This window comes from Paenibacillus sp. FSL H3-0302, from assembly GCF_037982245.1.
In the GTDB taxonomy this organism is placed as follows: Bacteria; Bacillota; Bacilli; order Paenibacillales; family Paenibacillaceae; genus Paenibacillus_AQ; species Paenibacillus_AQ odorifer.
This window is the reverse complement of record NZ_CP150284.1, coordinates 1,058,949-1,076,713: the sequence shown is the minus strand read 5'-3', so window position 1 is coordinate 1,076,713 and position 17,765 is coordinate 1,058,949. Positions and strand designations below refer to the sequence as shown.

The following is a 17,765-nucleotide window of genomic DNA, read 5'->3' as shown; positions in this document are numbered from 1 at the left end:
GTCCGATTGCGCCGAGCCAACCTCATCCACAGTAGTTTTAGGACCCTGATGACGCTGATTTCTGCTTTTAAGGTCATCTGAGTCCGATTGCGCCAAGCTAGCCTTGTCTCCCGGGGCTTTCGGACCCAGATGACGCTATTCGCACATTTTCCGCCTTTTGAGCGAAGTTTCGGACTCCACTGCAGCTATTGCCTAGAAAGGTGCTCATTTTGGGCATTTTTCACACCAATAGCGACTCTGGGGTCCGTTAGAACTCCAAATGCCGCTGATTCCTGCTTTTAAGGTCATCTGAGTCCGATTGCGCCAAGTCCCCCTCATCCCCCATGGATTTCGGACCCAGATGACGCTATTCGCACATTTTCCGCCTTTTGGGCGAAGTTTCGGACTCCAGTGCAACTATTGCCTAGAGAGACGCTCATTTGGGGCGTTTTTCATGCCAATAGCGGCTTTGGGGTCCGTTACAACTCCAAATGACGCTAATTCATGCTTTTAAGCTCATCTGAGTCCGTCGCACCGAGCCAACCTCATCCCCCTGGTTTTCGGACTCAGATGCCGCTATTCGTACATTATCCGCCTTTTGGGCGAAGTTTCGGACTCCAGTGCAGCTATTGCCTAGAAAGGCGCTCATTTTGGGCGTTTTTCACCCAATAGCGGCTTTGGGGTCCGTTACAACTCCAAACGCCGCTGTTTCCTGCTTTTAAAGTCATCTGAGTCCGACAGCGCCGTGCCATCCTTATCCCCCGTAGCTTTCGGACTCAGATGCCGCTATTCGTACATTTTCCGCCTTTTGAGCGAAGTTTCGGACTCCAGTGCAACTATTGCCTAGAAAGGCGCTCATTTTGGGCGTTTTTCACACCAATAGCGACTTTGGGGTCCGTTACAACTCCAAATGACGCTAATTCATGCTTTTAAGCTCATCTGAGTCCGATAGCGCCAAGCCGACCTTGTCTCACGGGGCTTTCGGACTCAAACGCTGCTGTTTCCTGCTTTTAAGCTCATCTGAGTCCGTCGCACCGAGCCAACCTCATCCCCCGTAGCTTTCGGACTCAAATGACGCTATTCGCACATTTTTCGTCTTTTGAGCGAAGTTTCGGACTCAGTTGCAACTATTGCCCAAAAAGACGCTCATTTCGGGTGCCTTTTACACCAATAGCGACTTTGAGGTCCGTTACAAGTCCAGATACCGTTGATTCCAGCTTTTAAGGTCACCTGAGTCCGACTGCGCCAAGCCACCCCCATCCCCCGTAGCTTTCGGACCCAGATGACGCTATTCGCACATTTTTCGCCTATTGAGCGAAGTTCCGGACTCCAGTGCAGCTATTGCCTAAAAAGACGCACATTTCCGGGCATCCGCTACAATAAACCTCCTAAATAAACGCAAAAAAAGAGACGCCCCTAAGCCATTTTGGCTTTAGAGACGTCCCTTTGAGTATTAGTGACTGTAATTAAGCATACCAGCCCCATACGAAGATGAAGAGCGTACCGAATATCGTAACTAGACCAACGAATAAGGCATAGGCGATATTGATGTAAAGTTCTTTCTTGGTATCTGCTGATTCACCAATATGCATGAACAGGAAGAGCTGCAAGGAAGCCTGAATGAGGGCTGTAACAAGCAGGATAGCCATGTTCGCAGTGTTGGATAGATCAAGGTAGATTACAGCAAGTGCAGCCACAGAAAGGACAAGAGAGGCTAAGAAACCCATCACATGGCGAATTGGAAACAATTGCTTCATCATGCTACATCAGTCCTTTCAGATAGACGAAGCTGAAAATAAAGATCCAGACAACGTCCAAGAAATGCCAGTACAGCGAGAAGATAAAGGATTTATTGGCCGTAGCCGGATTAATACCTTGACGCTTCAACTGGATAAGAATAGCCGCACCCCACAGGAAACCGAACGATACGTGAGCTCCGTGTGTTCCCAGCAGTACAAAGAGACTGGATAGGAAACCACTGGTTTGAAGTGTAGCCCCTTCGTGAACATAAGTGACAAACTCCGTGATTTCAATACCAAGGAAGCCGAGACCCATTAGAAGGGTTAGTCCGAAAAAGACCATCATGGCTTTTTGGTAACCATGCCGCATGGCATGAACTGCAAGACCAATCGTGAACGAACTTGTCAGCAGCAGCAATGTTTCGATCATTACTGGACCAATTTCGAAAAGATCCGGCCCGCTAGGGCCGCTGGCAAAACGGTCTACCATTACAAAATAAACAGTGAACAACGTAGCGAACAGTGCAATCTCCGCTCCTAGAAAAACCCAGAAGCCAAAGATTTTATTACTATTCTCTTCTGTTGAGTATTCAAGCGGCTTAGACGCATCTATTTTCATACTGTCTCACCCCGCAATTTCTTTTCAGTAGCAATAACTTCTTCTGCTGGGATGTAGAATCCGTGATCCCGATCAAAGGACATAGCAGCTAGAACAATGAGGATACCTACTCCAGAGAGGATCGCTGGAATCCAAAGACTGAAGACCAGAGAGAACCCTGCAATGAAGAAGATAACACCCAGAACAAATGGTTTTCCTGTGTTGCTAGGCATATGAATCTTAGTAATCTTATCTTCAAAAAGCGGTACTTTATCTTGTTTAGCAGACCAGTAAGCATCGCGTGTTTTTACATTTGGAACCACTGCGAAGTTGTACGCTGGAATCGGGCTTTTCGTTGCCCATTCCAAAGTACGTGCATCCCACGGATCTCCATCAGTATCTCTTGGTTCGTAACGAGTACTCCAGTAAATGTTATAAACCAGGATTACAAATCCAATAGCGAGACCGATCGCACCTACGAATGAGACCATACTCAGCGGGCCAAATCCGGTATCCGCAGAATAGGTGTATTGTCGGCGGGTCATACCCTTAAGTCCGAGAATAAACAGCGGGAAGAACGATACGTTAAAGGAAATGATAATCCACCAGAAGGCATGCTTGCCAAGACGTTCATTCAGACGGAAACCGAATACTTTAGGGAACCAGTAATGGAACCCTGCGATAACGGCGAAGACCGCACCTGGAATAAGAACGTAGTGGAAATGGGCAACCAGGAACATCGTATTATGGTACTGGTAATCGGCACTGGCCATAGCCAGCATGACACCTGTTACCCCACCAATCGTAAAGATCGGAATAAAGGCCAGGGTGTATAGCATAGGTGTCGTAAAGGTTATTCGCCCTTTTCGTAAGGTGAATAGCCAGTTAAATATTTTCACACCTGTTGGTACGGCAATGGCCATGGTTGTAATCGAGAAGAAGCTGTTAACCATAGCACCTTGACCCATTGTATAGAAATGGTGAGCCCATACTAGGAAGGACAAGAGGGAAATGATCAACATACTGAATACCATGGATGTATATCCATACAGGTTCTTTTTAGAGAAGGTGGCGATAATTTCACTATAAATACCGAATGCCGGTAAGACAACGATATATACTTCAGGGTGACCCCATACCCAGAACAGGTTGGCCCATAACATATCCATACCGCCATTGGCCATCGTAAAGAATTGAGAGCCGAACAACCGGTCGAACATCATCAACGCGAGTGCAACCGTAAGCACAGGGAATGCGAATACGATAATTACGTTGGTGATCAATACGGACCAAGTAAACATCGGCATTTTCATCAACTTCATGCCTGGTGCACGCATTTTCAGAATCGTTACAATAAAGTTAACGCCTGTGAGGAGCGTACCAATACCTGAAATTTGTAGTGCGAGCGAGTAATAGTTATTACCCACCGTTGGACTGAACTCTAAACTTGCTAGCGGGAAATATGCGGACCAACCAGCATCTGGCGATCCCCCGATAACAAACGAAATGTTAAGCAGCATAGCTCCAAAGAAGAAGAGCCAGAAGCTGACAGCATTCAGACGCGGGAAGGCAACGTCTCTAGCACCGATTTGCAGCGGAACGATAACATTCATCAGACCGATAATAAACGGCATGGCCATAAAAAGGATCATAATCAAGCCGTGTGTTGTAAATACCTCGTTGTAATGCTGTGCGTCAAGAAATTTCATGTCCGGGGCTGCTGTTTGCAGCTTCATCATAATAGCGTCAACGCCGCCGCGGAAAAGCATAAGCAATGCAGCGAGGATATACATAATCCCAATACGTTTGTGGTCAACAGTAGTCAACCATTCGCGCCATAAATATCCCCATTTTTTAAAATAGGTCAGGCCGACGATAATCCCGATTGTAGCCAGAACAATACTTGCCATAGCTCCGTATATCAGGGGTTCGCCGTGGACCTTAAATTTATCCCAATCCATTAGGAATCGCTCCTTTCAAGTTGTTCAATTAACATTGACTAGTGTCCGTCATGTGTTGTGCTCTCTTCTAATGGAGAACTAGGTGTCGGCTCATCCAGTTCTGGATTAGGCTCGGTGTTGAATTCCGTCTCGCTGGATGGTGCTGGAGTCGGGTGAATTTCTTTATTATCCTGATGCTCCATACTTCCGTTATCCGTATCCATTTCAGTGCCACCATTACTCATATGGTCACCATGGCTTCCCGGAGGCGGGCTGAAGGATAAGTGAGTATTCGTATACGTTTTACGTCCGACATGTTCCATTTCCAAAAGACCTTTAAATTCATCTTCCGTCAGTGGACCCGCCGTTTCTTTAACGTCTTTCACCCATTCCTGATAGTCCTTATCTGTCATCGCAAGTGTTTCAAACTCCATGTGGGCAAAACCCTTACCATTAAAGTTCGCATTTCTTCCGACATAAGAACCTACAGTATCAGCTGAAAGATGCAAGGTTGTGATCATGTCGCTCATCGCGTATTTTTGTCCTCCCAATTGTGGGATCCAAAGACTTGAGATCGTACCGAAAGAATACAATCTGAACTCTACAGCGCGGTGAACTGGAATGTTAACGTAGTTTACTGTTTCGATACCTTCTTCTGGGTAGCTGAAATGCCATTTCCAGTTAGAGGAGGAAGCATAAATTACAAGCGGTTTCTGATCTTTATAATCCGCTGCAACATTTTCTACATCTACTGTTGTTTTGACGGTGACTACGGAGAGGAATGCCACGATAATAATCGGAATGGTAATCCAGATAGCCTCCAGCCATTTGTTTCCTTCCTCGTGAGGAGGAATATAATCTTCGTTGCTTTTTTTAGCACGGTATTTCAAAAGCACAAAGACATATAAGATGTAGACAACTGCCAGAACGCCGAGCATCATAACAATGGAGAGAATGATCGTGTCAGATAAAGTTCTTGCAGCCGGCCCCTTCGGATTCAGAACAGCGATTGAACTGCATCCTGGCAAGAGTAAAATTAGGCTGAGAAATAAAGCGTATAACGGTCCCTTTTTGTTCATGCTTAAGCTCCTTCCTTCAATACTTCTTTTATTAACCCTCAACATTAACCTTAATATATAGTAAGAATTTATGGGGAAGAAAGCAAAAGACTTATTTTTCCATTTAGCCTAAAAAAGACCTTAATAATGGCGAACAAGTTAAATATGTGTGATCAATTTGTTACAAGTTTCTAATAGTATGATAAAGATCACTGTAACGGCGCTGTTTATGGGTTGAAAAATTCCGTTCAAACTTTGTTCAATAGTTTACTAAAGTTGCTAATTTAGACACATCTATTCTGCGCAAAACAGGGTGATTTTAACCATTTTTTGTTGATGCGCCAGTATTTAGCCGGAGTCGCGTGCTTTTTATGATTGTGGTTGAAATCACAGTTAACTTCTAAAAGGTAACAAATTATTCTGCTGGGGGTTACAATCTCTCAAATTTCATTCTATCAATGTATGATAAGGTAATAGACAAATATACATAGATAGGAGATTTTTGACGATGTCTTTAAAGAAAGTATGGCTATTATTAATCGTATTATTCATTGGTTCCGGATCAATACGAGCGATAGATTCAGTGAATGCAGCAGGTGCAGGCTCCCTTAGGTTAGGTGTGAACGATAAGTTAACAACTATTGAAGCAGTTTCGGTAAAAGATACCTATTACGTTCCTCTACGTGATCTATCACAGGAACTTAAGTTAACGCTAACTGGAGTGAGCGATGGGATAAAAGTTACAGGTCAGAACAGATCAATCAAACTGCTGAATGATCATGCAACAGCTACTCTAGGCGATGGAAAGACCATATCCATGAGTACATTTTTGAAAAACGGAAAAACAATGGTTCCACTGAAATTGACCTCTTATCTTGGTTTTGGAATTTCCTTTAAAGCAGATCAATATTTATTGCGTGTAAAAGACGGCTCGGCTACATTAGATGATGCAACATTTGTAAGTAAGTTTAAAAAGGAATTGAAGCCAAGCGCAACTCCTGGAACTTCTACGCCAACTGTTGGAAAGCAAGGTAAGAGCGTATACCTCACCTTTGATGATGGGCCAACGGCTACAACTTCTACATTGCTTGATATTTTGGCAAAATATGATGCGAAGGCAACTTTTTTCATGATCGGACCGAATATGAACCAGCATACTGCGCAAGTGAAACGGATTGCGAATGAAGGGCATGGTCTCGCATTGCATGGAATGACGCACCGGAAAGAGAAGTTTTATGCTTCACCTGCGGCTGCGCTGGGAGAGATGGATAACGATAATGCCATTTTGAAAAAGATTACAGGTCAAAGCACTACACTGATTCGTCCTCCTTATGGAAGCAAGCCTTATTTCACAAAGGCCTTTAGAGATAAAGTCTTGGCTCAAGGTTATCATCTGTGGGATTGGAACGTGGACTCAGAGGATTGGAAATACAAGGATGCTAGTACGACGATCTATAATTCGGTAATGAATCAGGTTCATAAGCTGCAGAAATCGCAGACCAATCCAGTGATTCTGATGCATGATCAAAAAGCTACACTTAAAGTACTTCCGCGTATCTTAGAGTCATTGAAAAAAGAAGGCTATACATTCCACGTCATTAGCTCAGATCTGAAACCTCTGAATTTCTGGAAGGATACACGCTGAGTTTTTTTGAAAAAATCAAGAGGGAATCCCAACAGCTGTGAACTAGCTGTTGGGATTCCCTCTTTTTTCAGGTCTTGAACTAAACACTAATTTTTGTTTAATCCGATCACATTCATGCTCCCGAGTTTTTCTATCGGACCCAGATGACCTTAATTGCTGGATTTGCCTCTATTTCGGGTGCTATCGGACCACATAGCCGCTATTGGTGCAAAAACACCCGTTATCAGTGTTTTCCACACCAACAGCTGCACTGGTGTCCGAAACATTGCTACAATGGCGATAAATGGGCGAATAGCGGCGGCTGTGTCCTAAACTTCGCTCCTATGGCGACAAATATGCGAATAGCGGCTACTGTGTAGTCCGAAACTCCACTCCCAAGCCACTAAATGAGCGAATGGCGTCTGCTGTGTCCGCCAAACCAGTTGGGATGAGTATGAACTCACGCTATCGGACCCAGATGACCTTAATTGCTGGATTTAGCTATATTTCGGATGCTATCGGACCTCATAGCCGCTATTGGTGCAATAACCACCAGTTACCAGTTTTTTCCACACCAATAGCTGCATTGGAGTCCGAAACTTTGCTCCTATGGCGATAAATGGGCAAATAGCGGCTACTGAGTCCTAAACTCCACTCCCAAGCCACTAAATGAGCGAATGGCGTCTGCTGTGTCCGCCAAACCAGTTAGAATGAGTATGAACTCACGCTATCGGACCCAGATGACCTTAATTGCTGGATCTAGCTATATTTCGGATGCTATCGGACCTCATAGCCGCTATTGGTGCAATAACCACCAGTTACCAGTGTTTTCCACACCAATAGTTGCACTGGAGTCCGAAACTTTGTTTCAATGGCGATAAATGGGCAAATAGCGGCTACTGAGTCCGATAGCATATGGGGATGAGTATGAGCCCACGCTATCGGACGCAGATGACCTTAATTGCTGGATTTAGCTATATTTCGGATGCTATCGGACCTCATAGCCGCTATTGGTGCAAAAAACACCAGTTATCAGCGTTTTCCACACCAATAGCTGCACTGGTGTCCGAAACTTCGCTACAAAGGCGATAAATGTGCAAATAGCGGCTACTGAGTCCGATAGCATATGGGGATGGGTATGAGCCCATGCATCGGACCCAGATGACCTTAAACTGGGGAATATCAAGTAGACAGTGTGTTTGAAAAACTAGAGATCAGCCGGGAACACTAGGGGTACGGGGTACGGGGTACGGGGTACGGGGTACGGGGTACGGGGTACGAGCATACCGATCATCTCCAAGGTTTTTATTGTTTCCACGCCTCCGTCTTACCACTAGTGTCGCTGGAGATCACATAGCATATGTTTGCCCGCAACCTGCTGAGATCAACTTACATCTCTCCCCCTTGACCAACTGAGATCAGTTGGCTCGCACTTGCTCCCAATCTGCTATAACCACAAACAGCAGAGCAGCGATCTCCGTTACTGGAGAACCGCTGCTCTGCTGTTTTAATATTATTATGAAGTCTATAGTTTGAAGCTGGACAATGTCTTTTGCAGATCTTCTGCGAGCACCGCTAAATACTGAGCTGAAGCCGACATTTCCTCCATTGCGGATAGTTGCTCCTGACTCGCTGCACTTGTGTCCTGAACACCTTCTGCACCTTTGCTAGATATAACGTTGACCTGTTCCATAGCTGCTGCCACACCTTGTGATTCCATGGCGACATGAGCAACCGCTTCTCTAATCTCCGCTGTCTGTAAGGTAGCTTCTTTAATGGAAGTCTGAATCTCATGAAAAGCTTGAGATACCAGATGACTTTGAACTACGCCATTGGTGACTAGCTCAGTACCCAAAGCCATGGATTCTACTGCGCTTTCGGTTTGCTTTTGGATATGTGTAATAATATCTGTAACCCGCAAAGAACTATTTCTAGTTGCTTCCGCCAGATTACGAATTTCTCCAGCAACTACAGCAAATCCCCGTCCATGCTCACCGGCCCGTGCTGCTTCTATAGAAGCGTTGAGCGCAAGCAGATTCGTCTGTGTAGCAATACCGTTAATCGTTGTAATAATTGTATTAATCTCTTGTGACAATGTCCCCAGATTAGAAACAATCTCCTGACTCTGAGTTACACTGAGGTCAATTTCCTTCATCTGCACAATGATTTGGTCTACAGCCTCTACTCCACGATCCGATGAACCGGAAACTACTCCCATTAGATCCGACATTTCATAGCTGCTGCCCTCTACGGCTGCAATATCATTGGTCATTGCTTTTATTGAACGTGTTGTACTGTTAATGCTCTCTGTCTGTTCATCAAATCCCGCAGCAATCTCTCCAGAAGATACAGCGATCATTTGTGAAGCCAATGAGGTCTGCTCAGCACTAGCGCTCATCTCTTCCGATGAAGCTGACAGCAGTTCTGCACTCTCTGCAATCCCTTGCATCATCTTCCGCAAGCCCTGCAGCATATTGTTAAATGAACTGTTAATTTGGCCGATCTCATCCTTGGCGGTGTACGTTGCTACCACGGTCAAATCTCCATCTTCTGCCCGCTTCATTAGTCCTTGCAGTTCTTTAAGCGGTTTTGTTATCAGGCGAATGATTGCAATACTAATCAAGATACAAATCACCCAAGCGAAAGTAATCATTATGGTATTGTTTACACGCATGCTTTTAGCGGTTGCCATGGAACCTGAATTGTGTTCATCAGCATCTTTAAGCAAAGAATCACTAATTCCTTTAAGCAGGTTGATCATTTTTTCACGGGATTCGTTAAATTCGCCTGAAAATACTTTATAGGCCTCTTGATTATGATTACTATCAGCAATCTTTATAATGTTATCCCGCTGTGCACGATAATCTGGCAAAAAGGACTCATACTCTTTGATTTTACTTACAATAGCAGGATCATTATACTGAATCGCTTTCACCTTGTTCATAAGTTCATTATTATCTTGAACCTTCACTTGGATACTCTCAGAAAGTTCTTTGTTTTTGCTGGCATCAACGCTAATCAAACGCTCCAAAAGATAGGATTCAATAGCCCTATTATTCGTACGCATCTGCCCTACGTAAGAAACAGGCAATAAATTTTCATTATATGTCTCATTTGTCTTTTCGGCCATTTTGTTCATTGTGATGATGCCTATGCCCCCTACAGCATTCACCATAATTACTGCGAATACCAAAAGCAGCCCTATTTTGTATTTCACTTTCAAATTTTTCATCTACACTCCGCCTTCACATTATCTTATGATCTATCTATTTTTATCGGTCGGAAGGGCTAAGAGTTTGATGATTTTTAAAATATTGTGTCGAATAAAAGTATATATTGTCATAAAACGACTTTCCTCAAATAAAAAAAGGCGGGCACCCGATCCGCTATTACTCCGAATCCATGTGTGCCCGCCTAATCAAACTTCCTCTTCCTTATTCTCCAGAGGTATAGTACCAGTACAAAGTATCACCGTTCTGCAAAATATAACTGTCTGCACTGATGCTTGGATCCGCATCCCGGTTCGTTTTATACTTCCATCCGCTGCTTGGGCCTCCATCAAATTCAGCCAACCCGTCAATAGATTTCACGTAGATGCTTCCAGCGTTGCCGGATGATACTACCTTAGTCCCTAATTGACTGACTAGTAAGCTATAAGCCGTTTCGCCCTCTTTTAGAGCTACTGTTGTACTGGCTAGGATGGTTCCTCTCCGGCTATCTCCAATCACTGAGAGGGTAGCGGTAGCTTTTGCTGGAGCAATAACAGACGATCCGACAGTCAGAGACTGAGTATAACGCGCTACGCTCGGTACGCTATCTTTAGCATAACCGGTAACAGTTATTGTATAGCTATTTGCTGGGAGACCCCCATCAACAATAGCCACACCTTGTTCATTCGTGATTACCTTCTTATCACCAATCGAAACCTGCACACCTGCAGCTGGTGAGGTAACCGGATCAGAAGTGAAGCTTTCCTGATCCCACACCCACTTTTTCTGTGAAACCTTTACAGTAAAAGCTTCATTAGCTTTTGGCTGTGATGGGGTAAGCACCACAGCATCTACAACCTGTGTATTTTCTCCTGCATAATAGACAAGCACACGATCGGATTCCTGTAGTTCGAACGCATCCATACCCACACTTGGATATATCCACTCCCCGCCGCGTGATACCACGAAGCTCCACCATCCGTCGTAAGTACCTTGCGAAACTCCATGGATACCTGATACAAAGTTGCCATAAGACGATTTGGTGATATCCACTTTAAAATCATCGGTAGACCCTAGTTGTTGCAACGCTTCAAGGGCATTGGAGGCTTTCAAAGTCCCCTCACTAATCAACCCTTCCGGGCCTTCAACGGTTAGCGAAGCTGTTACATTCTTAGAAATCACTTTTAGAGCTTTTGTATATTTAGCAATCGTTGGGGCTTTGCCTTCACGGTAGCCAGTTACAGTCAGTGTATAGTCACCTGCGGGCATATTTCCTGAGAATACGGCCTCACCTTTAGTATTCGTCGTTACCGTCTGAGCTCCAATTTGGACCTGAACACCCGCAGCTTTTGCAGTTACAGGAGAGGAAGTGTTCGTAGCAGCGTCCCATTTCCACGTCTTACTAGTTACAGTGACGGTAAAGGAATCGCCCTCTTTAAGATTTGCTTTGGAAAGCGTAACGGAATCCACAAGCTTAGTGTCATCTCCGGCATAATAAATCAGTACCTGATCTGAATCTTTAAGTACAAAATCACTCATGCCTACATCGGGATTAATCCATTTTCCGTCACGTGATACAACGTACATCCATCCGTCATAACCACCAAAGCTTCCAGCAGCAATACTTCCGATGCCAGTCACATAACTGCCCGAAGGATTTGTGATCGGCAAGTTCGTTTGAAGCGCCAGCTTCTCTAACGCTCCAAGTGCGTTGCCAGCATAGGCGTACCCTTGTGCCAACGTGGCCTGTGGTCCCTCAATCGTTACTGGAGCGTAGATGAGTGAGCTCTGAATGGAGGATTTGGAAAAATCGTATAGCTTACTGTTGCTTCCTTTATATAGCAAATTATAGGCAACCAGCGCCTGAAGCCCTTGCTCTGTCGCCAGAATATTACTGCTTCCACCACGGCTATGGGTGAAGCTACCATCAGCTAGACGATAGCTAAGCAGGTTCTCCATTAGATCCACTTTGTTTTTGGTGTATTCTAATCCACTAGGATCAACTCCGAAGGAGGTGAGTCCAAGGATTGCTTGTGCGCTACTTTCAGCACTGTCACCGTAACCCCCATGGCTATCTTGAGCTGTAGATAACCAAGCTACGGCTTGTAGCCCTGCTAAGTAGGCTTCGGGATTATTTTTATGTGCCGCCAGAGCCGTCAAGGTTATCGCTGTCATATCAGGCTCACTTGCACCTGAGGTTAGTGCAAAGCCCCCATCCGGATTCTGTTTGGAGAGAATCTCCGTAAGGAGCTTATCCGCCGTCCATTTCGCGTCACTTGGGATATTATATTTACCAGAATCCAGCGCAAGTAAAGCATATACCGGATTATTAAGCGTCTGTTCACTGAGCTTGCTATTATTATAGATTTTCTCAATCAGATTATAGCCAGGAGTCGTTCCGTTACCAGCAAAGCTAGTAGGATCTGCACCAATCGCTCTCACTGCGAGCACGATTCGAGCATAATCGGTTACATTGGTGAAATCGCCAGCTGCATCCTTTACTTTTTTCTCAAGCTCTGAAAGGTAACTAGCCGGCAGCTTGTACCCTGCTTGCGCTAATCCAATGGCTTGCCAATCCGATTGCACGCCACCTTTCAAGAGATATTCCGCAGCCGCATAAGTCGCATCCGCAACATTAATCCGCTCCGCGGCAGTTGCCTCCAGACCGGCGCCAGCGCCCGCTTCTGCAAATATTTGTCCCGCCGGAGCAAGAGATGTTCCTAGAATTGAAATGACCATGAATAAGGCCAGCCCAAGTGCTACAAACTTGGAAGACATGATTTTCTTCATTGTTTAACCTCTTTCTGTATAAGAATGGGTACTGCCGGGAATAAGACGCATAACATAAAGACCGCCCCTTTGGAGGGCGGTCAGGGAAGATTACAAATTGAGGCTGCGGCGCTTGCTTCCTGCCAACAGTCCATCTGTATATGTTCCACATTCTTACCCCACGAAGAATAGAAACGCTCACGAAAAAGGCAGGTCTCCTGGCTAATGCTTCATCGCTGTTCTTCACCTTCCCACCCTACCTTCGGGGCAGTGGCTTATAGAAGAAACGCTCCGCACATACAGTGGCGGGACCGCGCCGGACTCTTGCACCGGACTTCCCTTTTAAGCAGACGACTAGATTGATAGAGTCTGCACCTTTTCCAGTATGTAGTATCTTATTTTGACATCCATAATCATATCTATTAATACATAGCATGTCTATAGAAAAGCTTAGTATGGGCAGCAAAAAAATGAACAGCAATACGCCACCTTCCGGTAGTTATTGCTGTTCAGAAAGCTTGTTATTCGACTGTTCCATCCGGACTTGCAGTCGGGGAGGGTTCAGCACTTGAATCAGAAGCTGGTGGAATATTAGGATCGGGATCTACGATCAATGTAAATCTTCCGGCTTTGATCATACTTTTCTCTAGAATTGTCGCTCCAGACTCCAATGTAACCTCAACCTGATAGGAAGGTTGTTCACCTTCAGTCACAGCTGTTGCGGAAGGTAACCCAGTGCTGTTCTCAGTATCAGAGGAAGGCGTAGTGGACGGAGAAGCATCAGCTACAGCGTTAGTAGAGTCTGCACCTTCTGCTGTTCCTCCAGTAGTGCCAGCGGCATCTGACTCGTCAGCAGCGTTTCCCTCATCCGTCCCATCCGTTGACGGCACTGGACAAGTCCCATTTGTAGCAGCGACCTTAAAGCTTTTATCTATCTTTGTAGACGAAGACATTAAACTAACCTCAGTCGGTTTAAACTGCACACAGTCATCTGCACTTGCGAAGGTGAACACCAATATGCTGCTCCCCTTATCTCCTTCGACGCTCTGATCCTTCAAGTATACTGAAGCCGGAGGCAGCATATTGCCTGCACTCTGAACAGGGGTCGGCTCAGGGCTTGTCCCCGGCAGAGCCGTCTTCGTATCATCCGGACGCAGCATACTGAATACGATAATTGCAATAATCACCAGAATACCCGTAATGGAGCCGGAGATTAAGAGTCGAAATCGGCTGCGGCTGATCCAGCGCGCCAGCGGGGAAGCCAGTTGGGAGCGGGCTTCATTGTACACATTTTGCAGAGCAGGCCGAGCTGCCGCGACATAGTTCTTTCGGAATTCCCGATTCTTGAACGCTTCACGATCACTGCTCAGGAAATACTTCAGAATCGCCTTACGGTAACCCGGTTGCAGCTTTTTATTCGAAACCGTAAATAAAGGATTGCCTTGCGACCAAGCAAAAAACCGATAGATGATTTCTTTGTCGGAACCGGCTTTACGCTTTAACAGCTCCAGAAGCGCATCGTAATCCAGCGGACCCCCTTCACGCTGAGTTGTATAGTAAAAGGCTAGCGGAAGCCGTTCAAAGGGTTCCAGAACACGCGCCTCTTTTAGCAAACGACGACCCAGTAGCTGCACATCGTCTAGTTCCTGCGGAGACAATCCTGTAAAAATCTCCTCATTCGGCTTCTCTTCACCAAACCAGCGGTAAGCGGCACGCAGCGCATTCTCTTTCTGCTTGCTAATCCTATCCAGTGGCGGCTGCCAATCGACAACATTACCATACCGTAAAAAAACTACCTCCAGAAGCTCCTCCTGCGTCATATCAGAAAGCGATAAGCGGTTCAGTAAGAATCTATCTGCTGAAGCAGCAAGATCCTGCATTAGGGAGAGTGCCTTAGGAGCAACTCCTGTTCCTTTGCGGCGATCTTTTTCTGCCTTATCTACAATTTCATGAATTTCCGCCACAGAAGCCACCGGATCATGCTCCAGCTGGAGCTTTTCTAGCAAATAATCCTTCACAGCATTTTGAGCAAAAGACTGCTCTAACGCCACTGGCAGGAACCGCCCCCAATGGAGCACAAAGCTCAGAATATCCGCAGATCTGGACGCCGCAGCTAGTCTTGATTCCATATAAGGCTCAAGTAGCTGCTTACGGAAATAAGTTTCAGACATCACGCGCTGGAAGTAAGCTGCACTTAACTCATCATTACTCTCAATGATCCCGTAAGCAGCACTCAAAATATCCTTGCGGCCCGCTTCCACACTATGAAGCATCCCATTGATGAAATAATCCACGATTCTGACCCTGTAATTGTGATCCTTAAGTACAAAATACTCTTTAAAGCATTCCATAATCGCCGGATCTGGCACATTTCTTTGCCGAATCAGATCAAATTCCCGGTCAAACCGTTCTAAGAAAATATCATTCAAGCGGATTCTAGAATGAATTGCACCGTCTGGTTTAAGGTAAGAAAGCAAACCACTTAGCACCGCACTCTTGTTTTCCGTATATAAATGCTCGTTCCCTTGCTCAATCTCATAAAATATAGCCAGCTCATTATAGAAAGAAAGGGATAGCTTGTGCTCAGGACTCTCTCCACGCAGAATCTGATCGGCGAAGCTTACGAAGTCGTTAATATCTCCTGGATTCAGCAGTAATAGCTTCCACACCAAATCAGCATAAGGCTGGCGGGTCTCGCCAAAATCGACATTCCCCATCCGTCCGGAAGCCAAATCAAAGGTATAATCCTTCTCAATACTGCGATCACCGGGACGAAGTGAACCTTTTTCCACAAAGCTAAGATGTATATATTTACGGCTTTGCGGTTCATTCGCATACGTAATCACGCCTAATCTACGGCGGAATTCATACGGCAGCACGCTATACAGAATTTCTGTAAGCTCCACCGCCCGCGCGGACAACTCGGTGATAGGTACGTTTAGAGCCACGTAGATTTTTTTCTTACCTGCTACAGAGAGCATTACGGCTTGCAATAACGCCTTGAATATCCCTTCATCAATCCCTAACAGACGTAAGCCTGCGATTGGATCCGGGCTGCGGTCTGTGCGAACAACTGGAATAGAGGGCAGCTCCGGCAAGGTTCCACCAAGCTCTCCCGTATAACGCTCTGCAAAATCAGCATGCAGCCAGTCTCCATAGCTCTGCACAATTTCTTCGGAACGTGAAGCAGGAACTACATAGTTATGTGCAAAAAAAGCGCTTCGTTGGCCTGTGAAATCGGCCGCTTGATAACGACTAAGCCCAATAACTGTATCCCCGTTCTCAGCATGAAATAGGTGCAGCGCACCAGGATATGCAGCCTCATCCTTCTCTCCACGTGCGGTTAACTCCGCAGGAGCATCGTAGAGGCAGAAGGGATGAAGGATTTTTTTCACAAAATTATTGTCTAGACTATCTGATTTCGCTACCGTATCGAAGCCTTCTGTGGAACGAAACACTCCGCGACGTTCGCGGGTGTACATCTGTTGGGCGATTGTTGACCCTGAGAAAACATTCACGGGCCGTCGCTCCCCTCAATATACTTCAGCTTATGCAGCAGCCAAATAAAAGGCTCGTCTACACGAATCGGGCTTACTACACCCTCAATCTTTTGATTCACAGGATTGCTGCCCAACGCAGATACTGCAAAATAACCCGTATTCGCGAAATAAACATCCATCGTATCTTTAAAGGGTCTGTCCACCTTACCAATAAATCTGCGAATTTCCCCGTCGATATTATGGAACTCGTCCATGTTTAATGTTTTGCGGTGAACATAGTTATTGAACACATTGCTGTTGGACTTGATGTAATCGCCATCCTCATCCTTCAGCGAATGCAGCATATCACTTTTGGCAAGCACAACCGCTGTTGGAATGTCTGTCTTACTCTTTTCCTGATAGGCAATAAAATCACCGAACATCGTCAGCACCACATCGCGCGGCTCGTCATATTGTGAGACCCATTCTCCCGGGCGGTCACCGATGTTAATATGAATCTTTTCACGGATAGAACGGATTTGCAGCGGATCGACCATAAACAAAATACCCGCAGAGTTCTTGATATGCTGACCATGAAGTCCAAGATAATCCTGATCCACCATACCCTCACCTGCTACATCAAAGAATACAAGTGTCAGTGGCGGTTTATTTTCATCCTTAAAGACAAATTGAAAGATAAAAGGCTCCTGCATTTTTTCCTTCTGTGTAGAAGCCAGCAGATCCCCACGCTCAAAAAGCGGTTCTTCATACAATGTACGGAACTTACGGCTAATCTCTGCATTAAGCGGCATACAAGCGGCATCAAAATGACCTGCTGTAGTATGCTGCAATGTGTGGATCAGCGAGGTCATATACACCGATTTCCCGACTTGGGATGCCCCGATAATCGAGATGATGTTACTTGGCACCTTCCCGGCAGTCACCGGCAGCTCATTATGGCAGGACGGGCAAAGCCGTCTGCGCGTAAGCACACCGTAACGATCCGTAAGCCCAGTTAACACATGATCCGTGTAATGATGATATTCTTCCGGAATATCCGCCGGGTTGATAATCGCTTCTATGTCATCTACCGTATCAAGCCCAAAGCGCTCACGGTATTTGTTCAAGGCGTCATCCTCACCCAATGCGTAATTTTCATCGTCCTCCCGGCTGTGCATAGCCCGAAAGACGACATCCTCCGGAGAGAACTTGGTGAAGCAATACGGACACACTATATCGTAAAAAAGCGGCCGCGGCTCCGGCTGATTCTTTTTCATAAAACGGCTAAAAAAAGACATCTACTCATCCTCCCAAAAGTTGTATCTACGTACTTGCTATGAACGCCACTGCTCATCACCCGCTTGTACGTG

The 17,765-nt window shown here is 45.6% G+C and carries 9 protein-coding genes and 1 riboswitch; of the genes, 1 reads left to right on the top strand and 8 read right to left on the bottom strand.

The features are described from left to right. Window positions 1–1,445: 1,445 nt before the first annotated feature. From qoxD to qoxA, 4 genes are read right to left on the bottom strand one after another with little or no spacing between them, the layout of a single operon-like run. Window positions 1,446–1,736, bottom strand: a complete 291-nt coding sequence (qoxD, locus tag MHH50_RS04570) for a cytochrome aa3 quinol oxidase subunit IV (protein ID WP_036680878.1) — start codon at window positions 1,734–1,736, stop codon at window positions 1,446–1,448. A 4-nt stretch (window positions 1,737–1,740) separates the two neighbouring features. After that, window positions 1,741–2,337 carry a cytochrome aa3 quinol oxidase subunit III gene (gene qoxC, locus MHH50_RS04565; protein ID WP_042124373.1) on the bottom strand — a complete coding sequence of 199 codons (597 nt, stop codon included), beginning with the start codon at window positions 2,335–2,337 and terminating at the stop codon, window positions 1,741–1,743. Continuing rightward, window positions 2,334–4,277, bottom strand: a complete 1,944-nt coding sequence (gene qoxB / locus MHH50_RS04560; RefSeq protein WP_076129582.1) for a cytochrome aa3 quinol oxidase subunit I — start codon at window positions 4,275–4,277, stop codon at window positions 2,334–2,336. Before qoxB ends, qoxC begins: the two co-directional genes overlap by 4 nt. A gap of 38 nt (window positions 4,278–4,315) precedes the next feature. Beyond that, the gene (qoxA, locus tag MHH50_RS04555) at window positions 4,316–5,335 is read right to left on the bottom strand and encodes a cytochrome aa3 quinol oxidase subunit II (protein WP_036680822.1); all 1,020 of its coding nucleotides are present in this window, start codon (window positions 5,333–5,335) and stop codon (window positions 4,316–4,318) included. Between the two features lie 487 nt (window positions 5,336–5,822). Here qoxA and MHH50_RS04550 point away from each other — a divergent pair, with 487 nt between their 5' ends. Then, a complete protein-coding gene (locus tag MHH50_RS04550; RefSeq protein WP_076309544.1) occupies window positions 5,823–6,959 on the top strand; it encodes a polysaccharide deacetylase in 1,137 nt (378 codons plus the stop codon). 1,504 nt (window positions 6,960–8,463) lie between these two features. On the opposite strand, the gene MHH50_RS04545 is transcribed toward MHH50_RS04550, so the two are convergent. The 4 genes from MHH50_RS04545 to MHH50_RS04530 all read right to left on the bottom strand — a co-directional run bounded on the left by MHH50_RS04545 (window position 8,464) and on the right by MHH50_RS04530 (window position 17,693). Next, window positions 8,464–10,170 carry a methyl-accepting chemotaxis protein gene (locus tag MHH50_RS04545; protein ID WP_076276826.1) on the bottom strand — a complete coding sequence of 569 codons (1,707 nt, stop codon included), beginning with the start codon at window positions 10,168–10,170 and terminating at the stop codon, window positions 8,464–8,466. A 202-nt stretch (window positions 10,171–10,372) separates the two neighbouring features. Then, window positions 10,373–12,937, bottom strand: coding sequence for a DUF4430 domain-containing protein (locus MHH50_RS04540; RefSeq protein WP_076129585.1), 2,565 nt, complete (start codon window positions 12,935–12,937; stop codon window positions 10,373–10,375). Window positions 12,938–13,106: 169 nt separating this feature from the next. After that, a riboswitch (cobalamin riboswitch) is annotated at window positions 13,107–13,310 on the bottom strand. A gap of 127 nt (window positions 13,311–13,437) precedes the next feature. Next, a complete protein-coding gene (locus MHH50_RS04535; protein ID WP_076194447.1) occupies window positions 13,438–16,434 on the bottom strand; it encodes a hypothetical protein in 2,997 nt (998 codons plus the stop codon). Beyond that, window positions 16,431–17,693, bottom strand: a complete 1,263-nt coding sequence (locus tag MHH50_RS04530; RefSeq protein WP_076129587.1) for a hypothetical protein — start codon at window positions 17,691–17,693, stop codon at window positions 16,431–16,433. Before MHH50_RS04530 ends, MHH50_RS04535 begins: the two co-directional genes overlap by 4 nt. Window positions 17,694–17,765: the final 72 nt, after the last annotated feature.

What these genes read in the sequence shown, in the direction of transcription:
- qoxD (WP_036680878.1), bottom strand. Translation starts at nt 1,736, where the DNA reads ATGAAGCAATTGTTTCCAATTCGCCATGTGATGGGTTTCTTAGCCTCT.
- qoxC (WP_042124373.1), bottom strand. Translation starts at nt 2,337, where the DNA reads ATGAAAATAGATGCGTCTAAGCCGCTTGAATACTCAACAGAAGAGAAT.
- qoxB (WP_076129582.1), bottom strand. Translation starts at nt 4,277, where the DNA reads ATGGATTGGGATAAATTTAAGGTCCACGGCGAACCCCTGATATACGGA.
- qoxA (WP_036680822.1), bottom strand. Translation starts at nt 5,335, where the DNA reads ATGAACAAAAAGGGACCGTTATACGCTTTATTTCTCAGCCTAATTTTA.
- MHH50_RS04550 (WP_076309544.1), top strand. Translation starts at nt 5,823, where the DNA reads ATGTCTTTAAAGAAAGTATGGCTATTATTAATCGTATTATTCATTGGT.
- MHH50_RS04545 (WP_076276826.1), bottom strand. Translation starts at nt 10,170, where the DNA reads ATGAAAAATTTGAAAGTGAAATACAAAATAGGGCTGCTTTTGGTATTC.
- MHH50_RS04540 (WP_076129585.1), bottom strand. Translation starts at nt 12,937, where the DNA reads ATGAAGAAAATCATGTCTTCCAAGTTTGTAGCACTTGGGCTGGCCTTA.
- MHH50_RS04530 (WP_076129587.1), bottom strand. Translation starts at nt 17,693, where the DNA reads ATGTCTTTTTTTAGCCGTTTTATGAAAAAGAATCAGCCGGAGCCGCGG.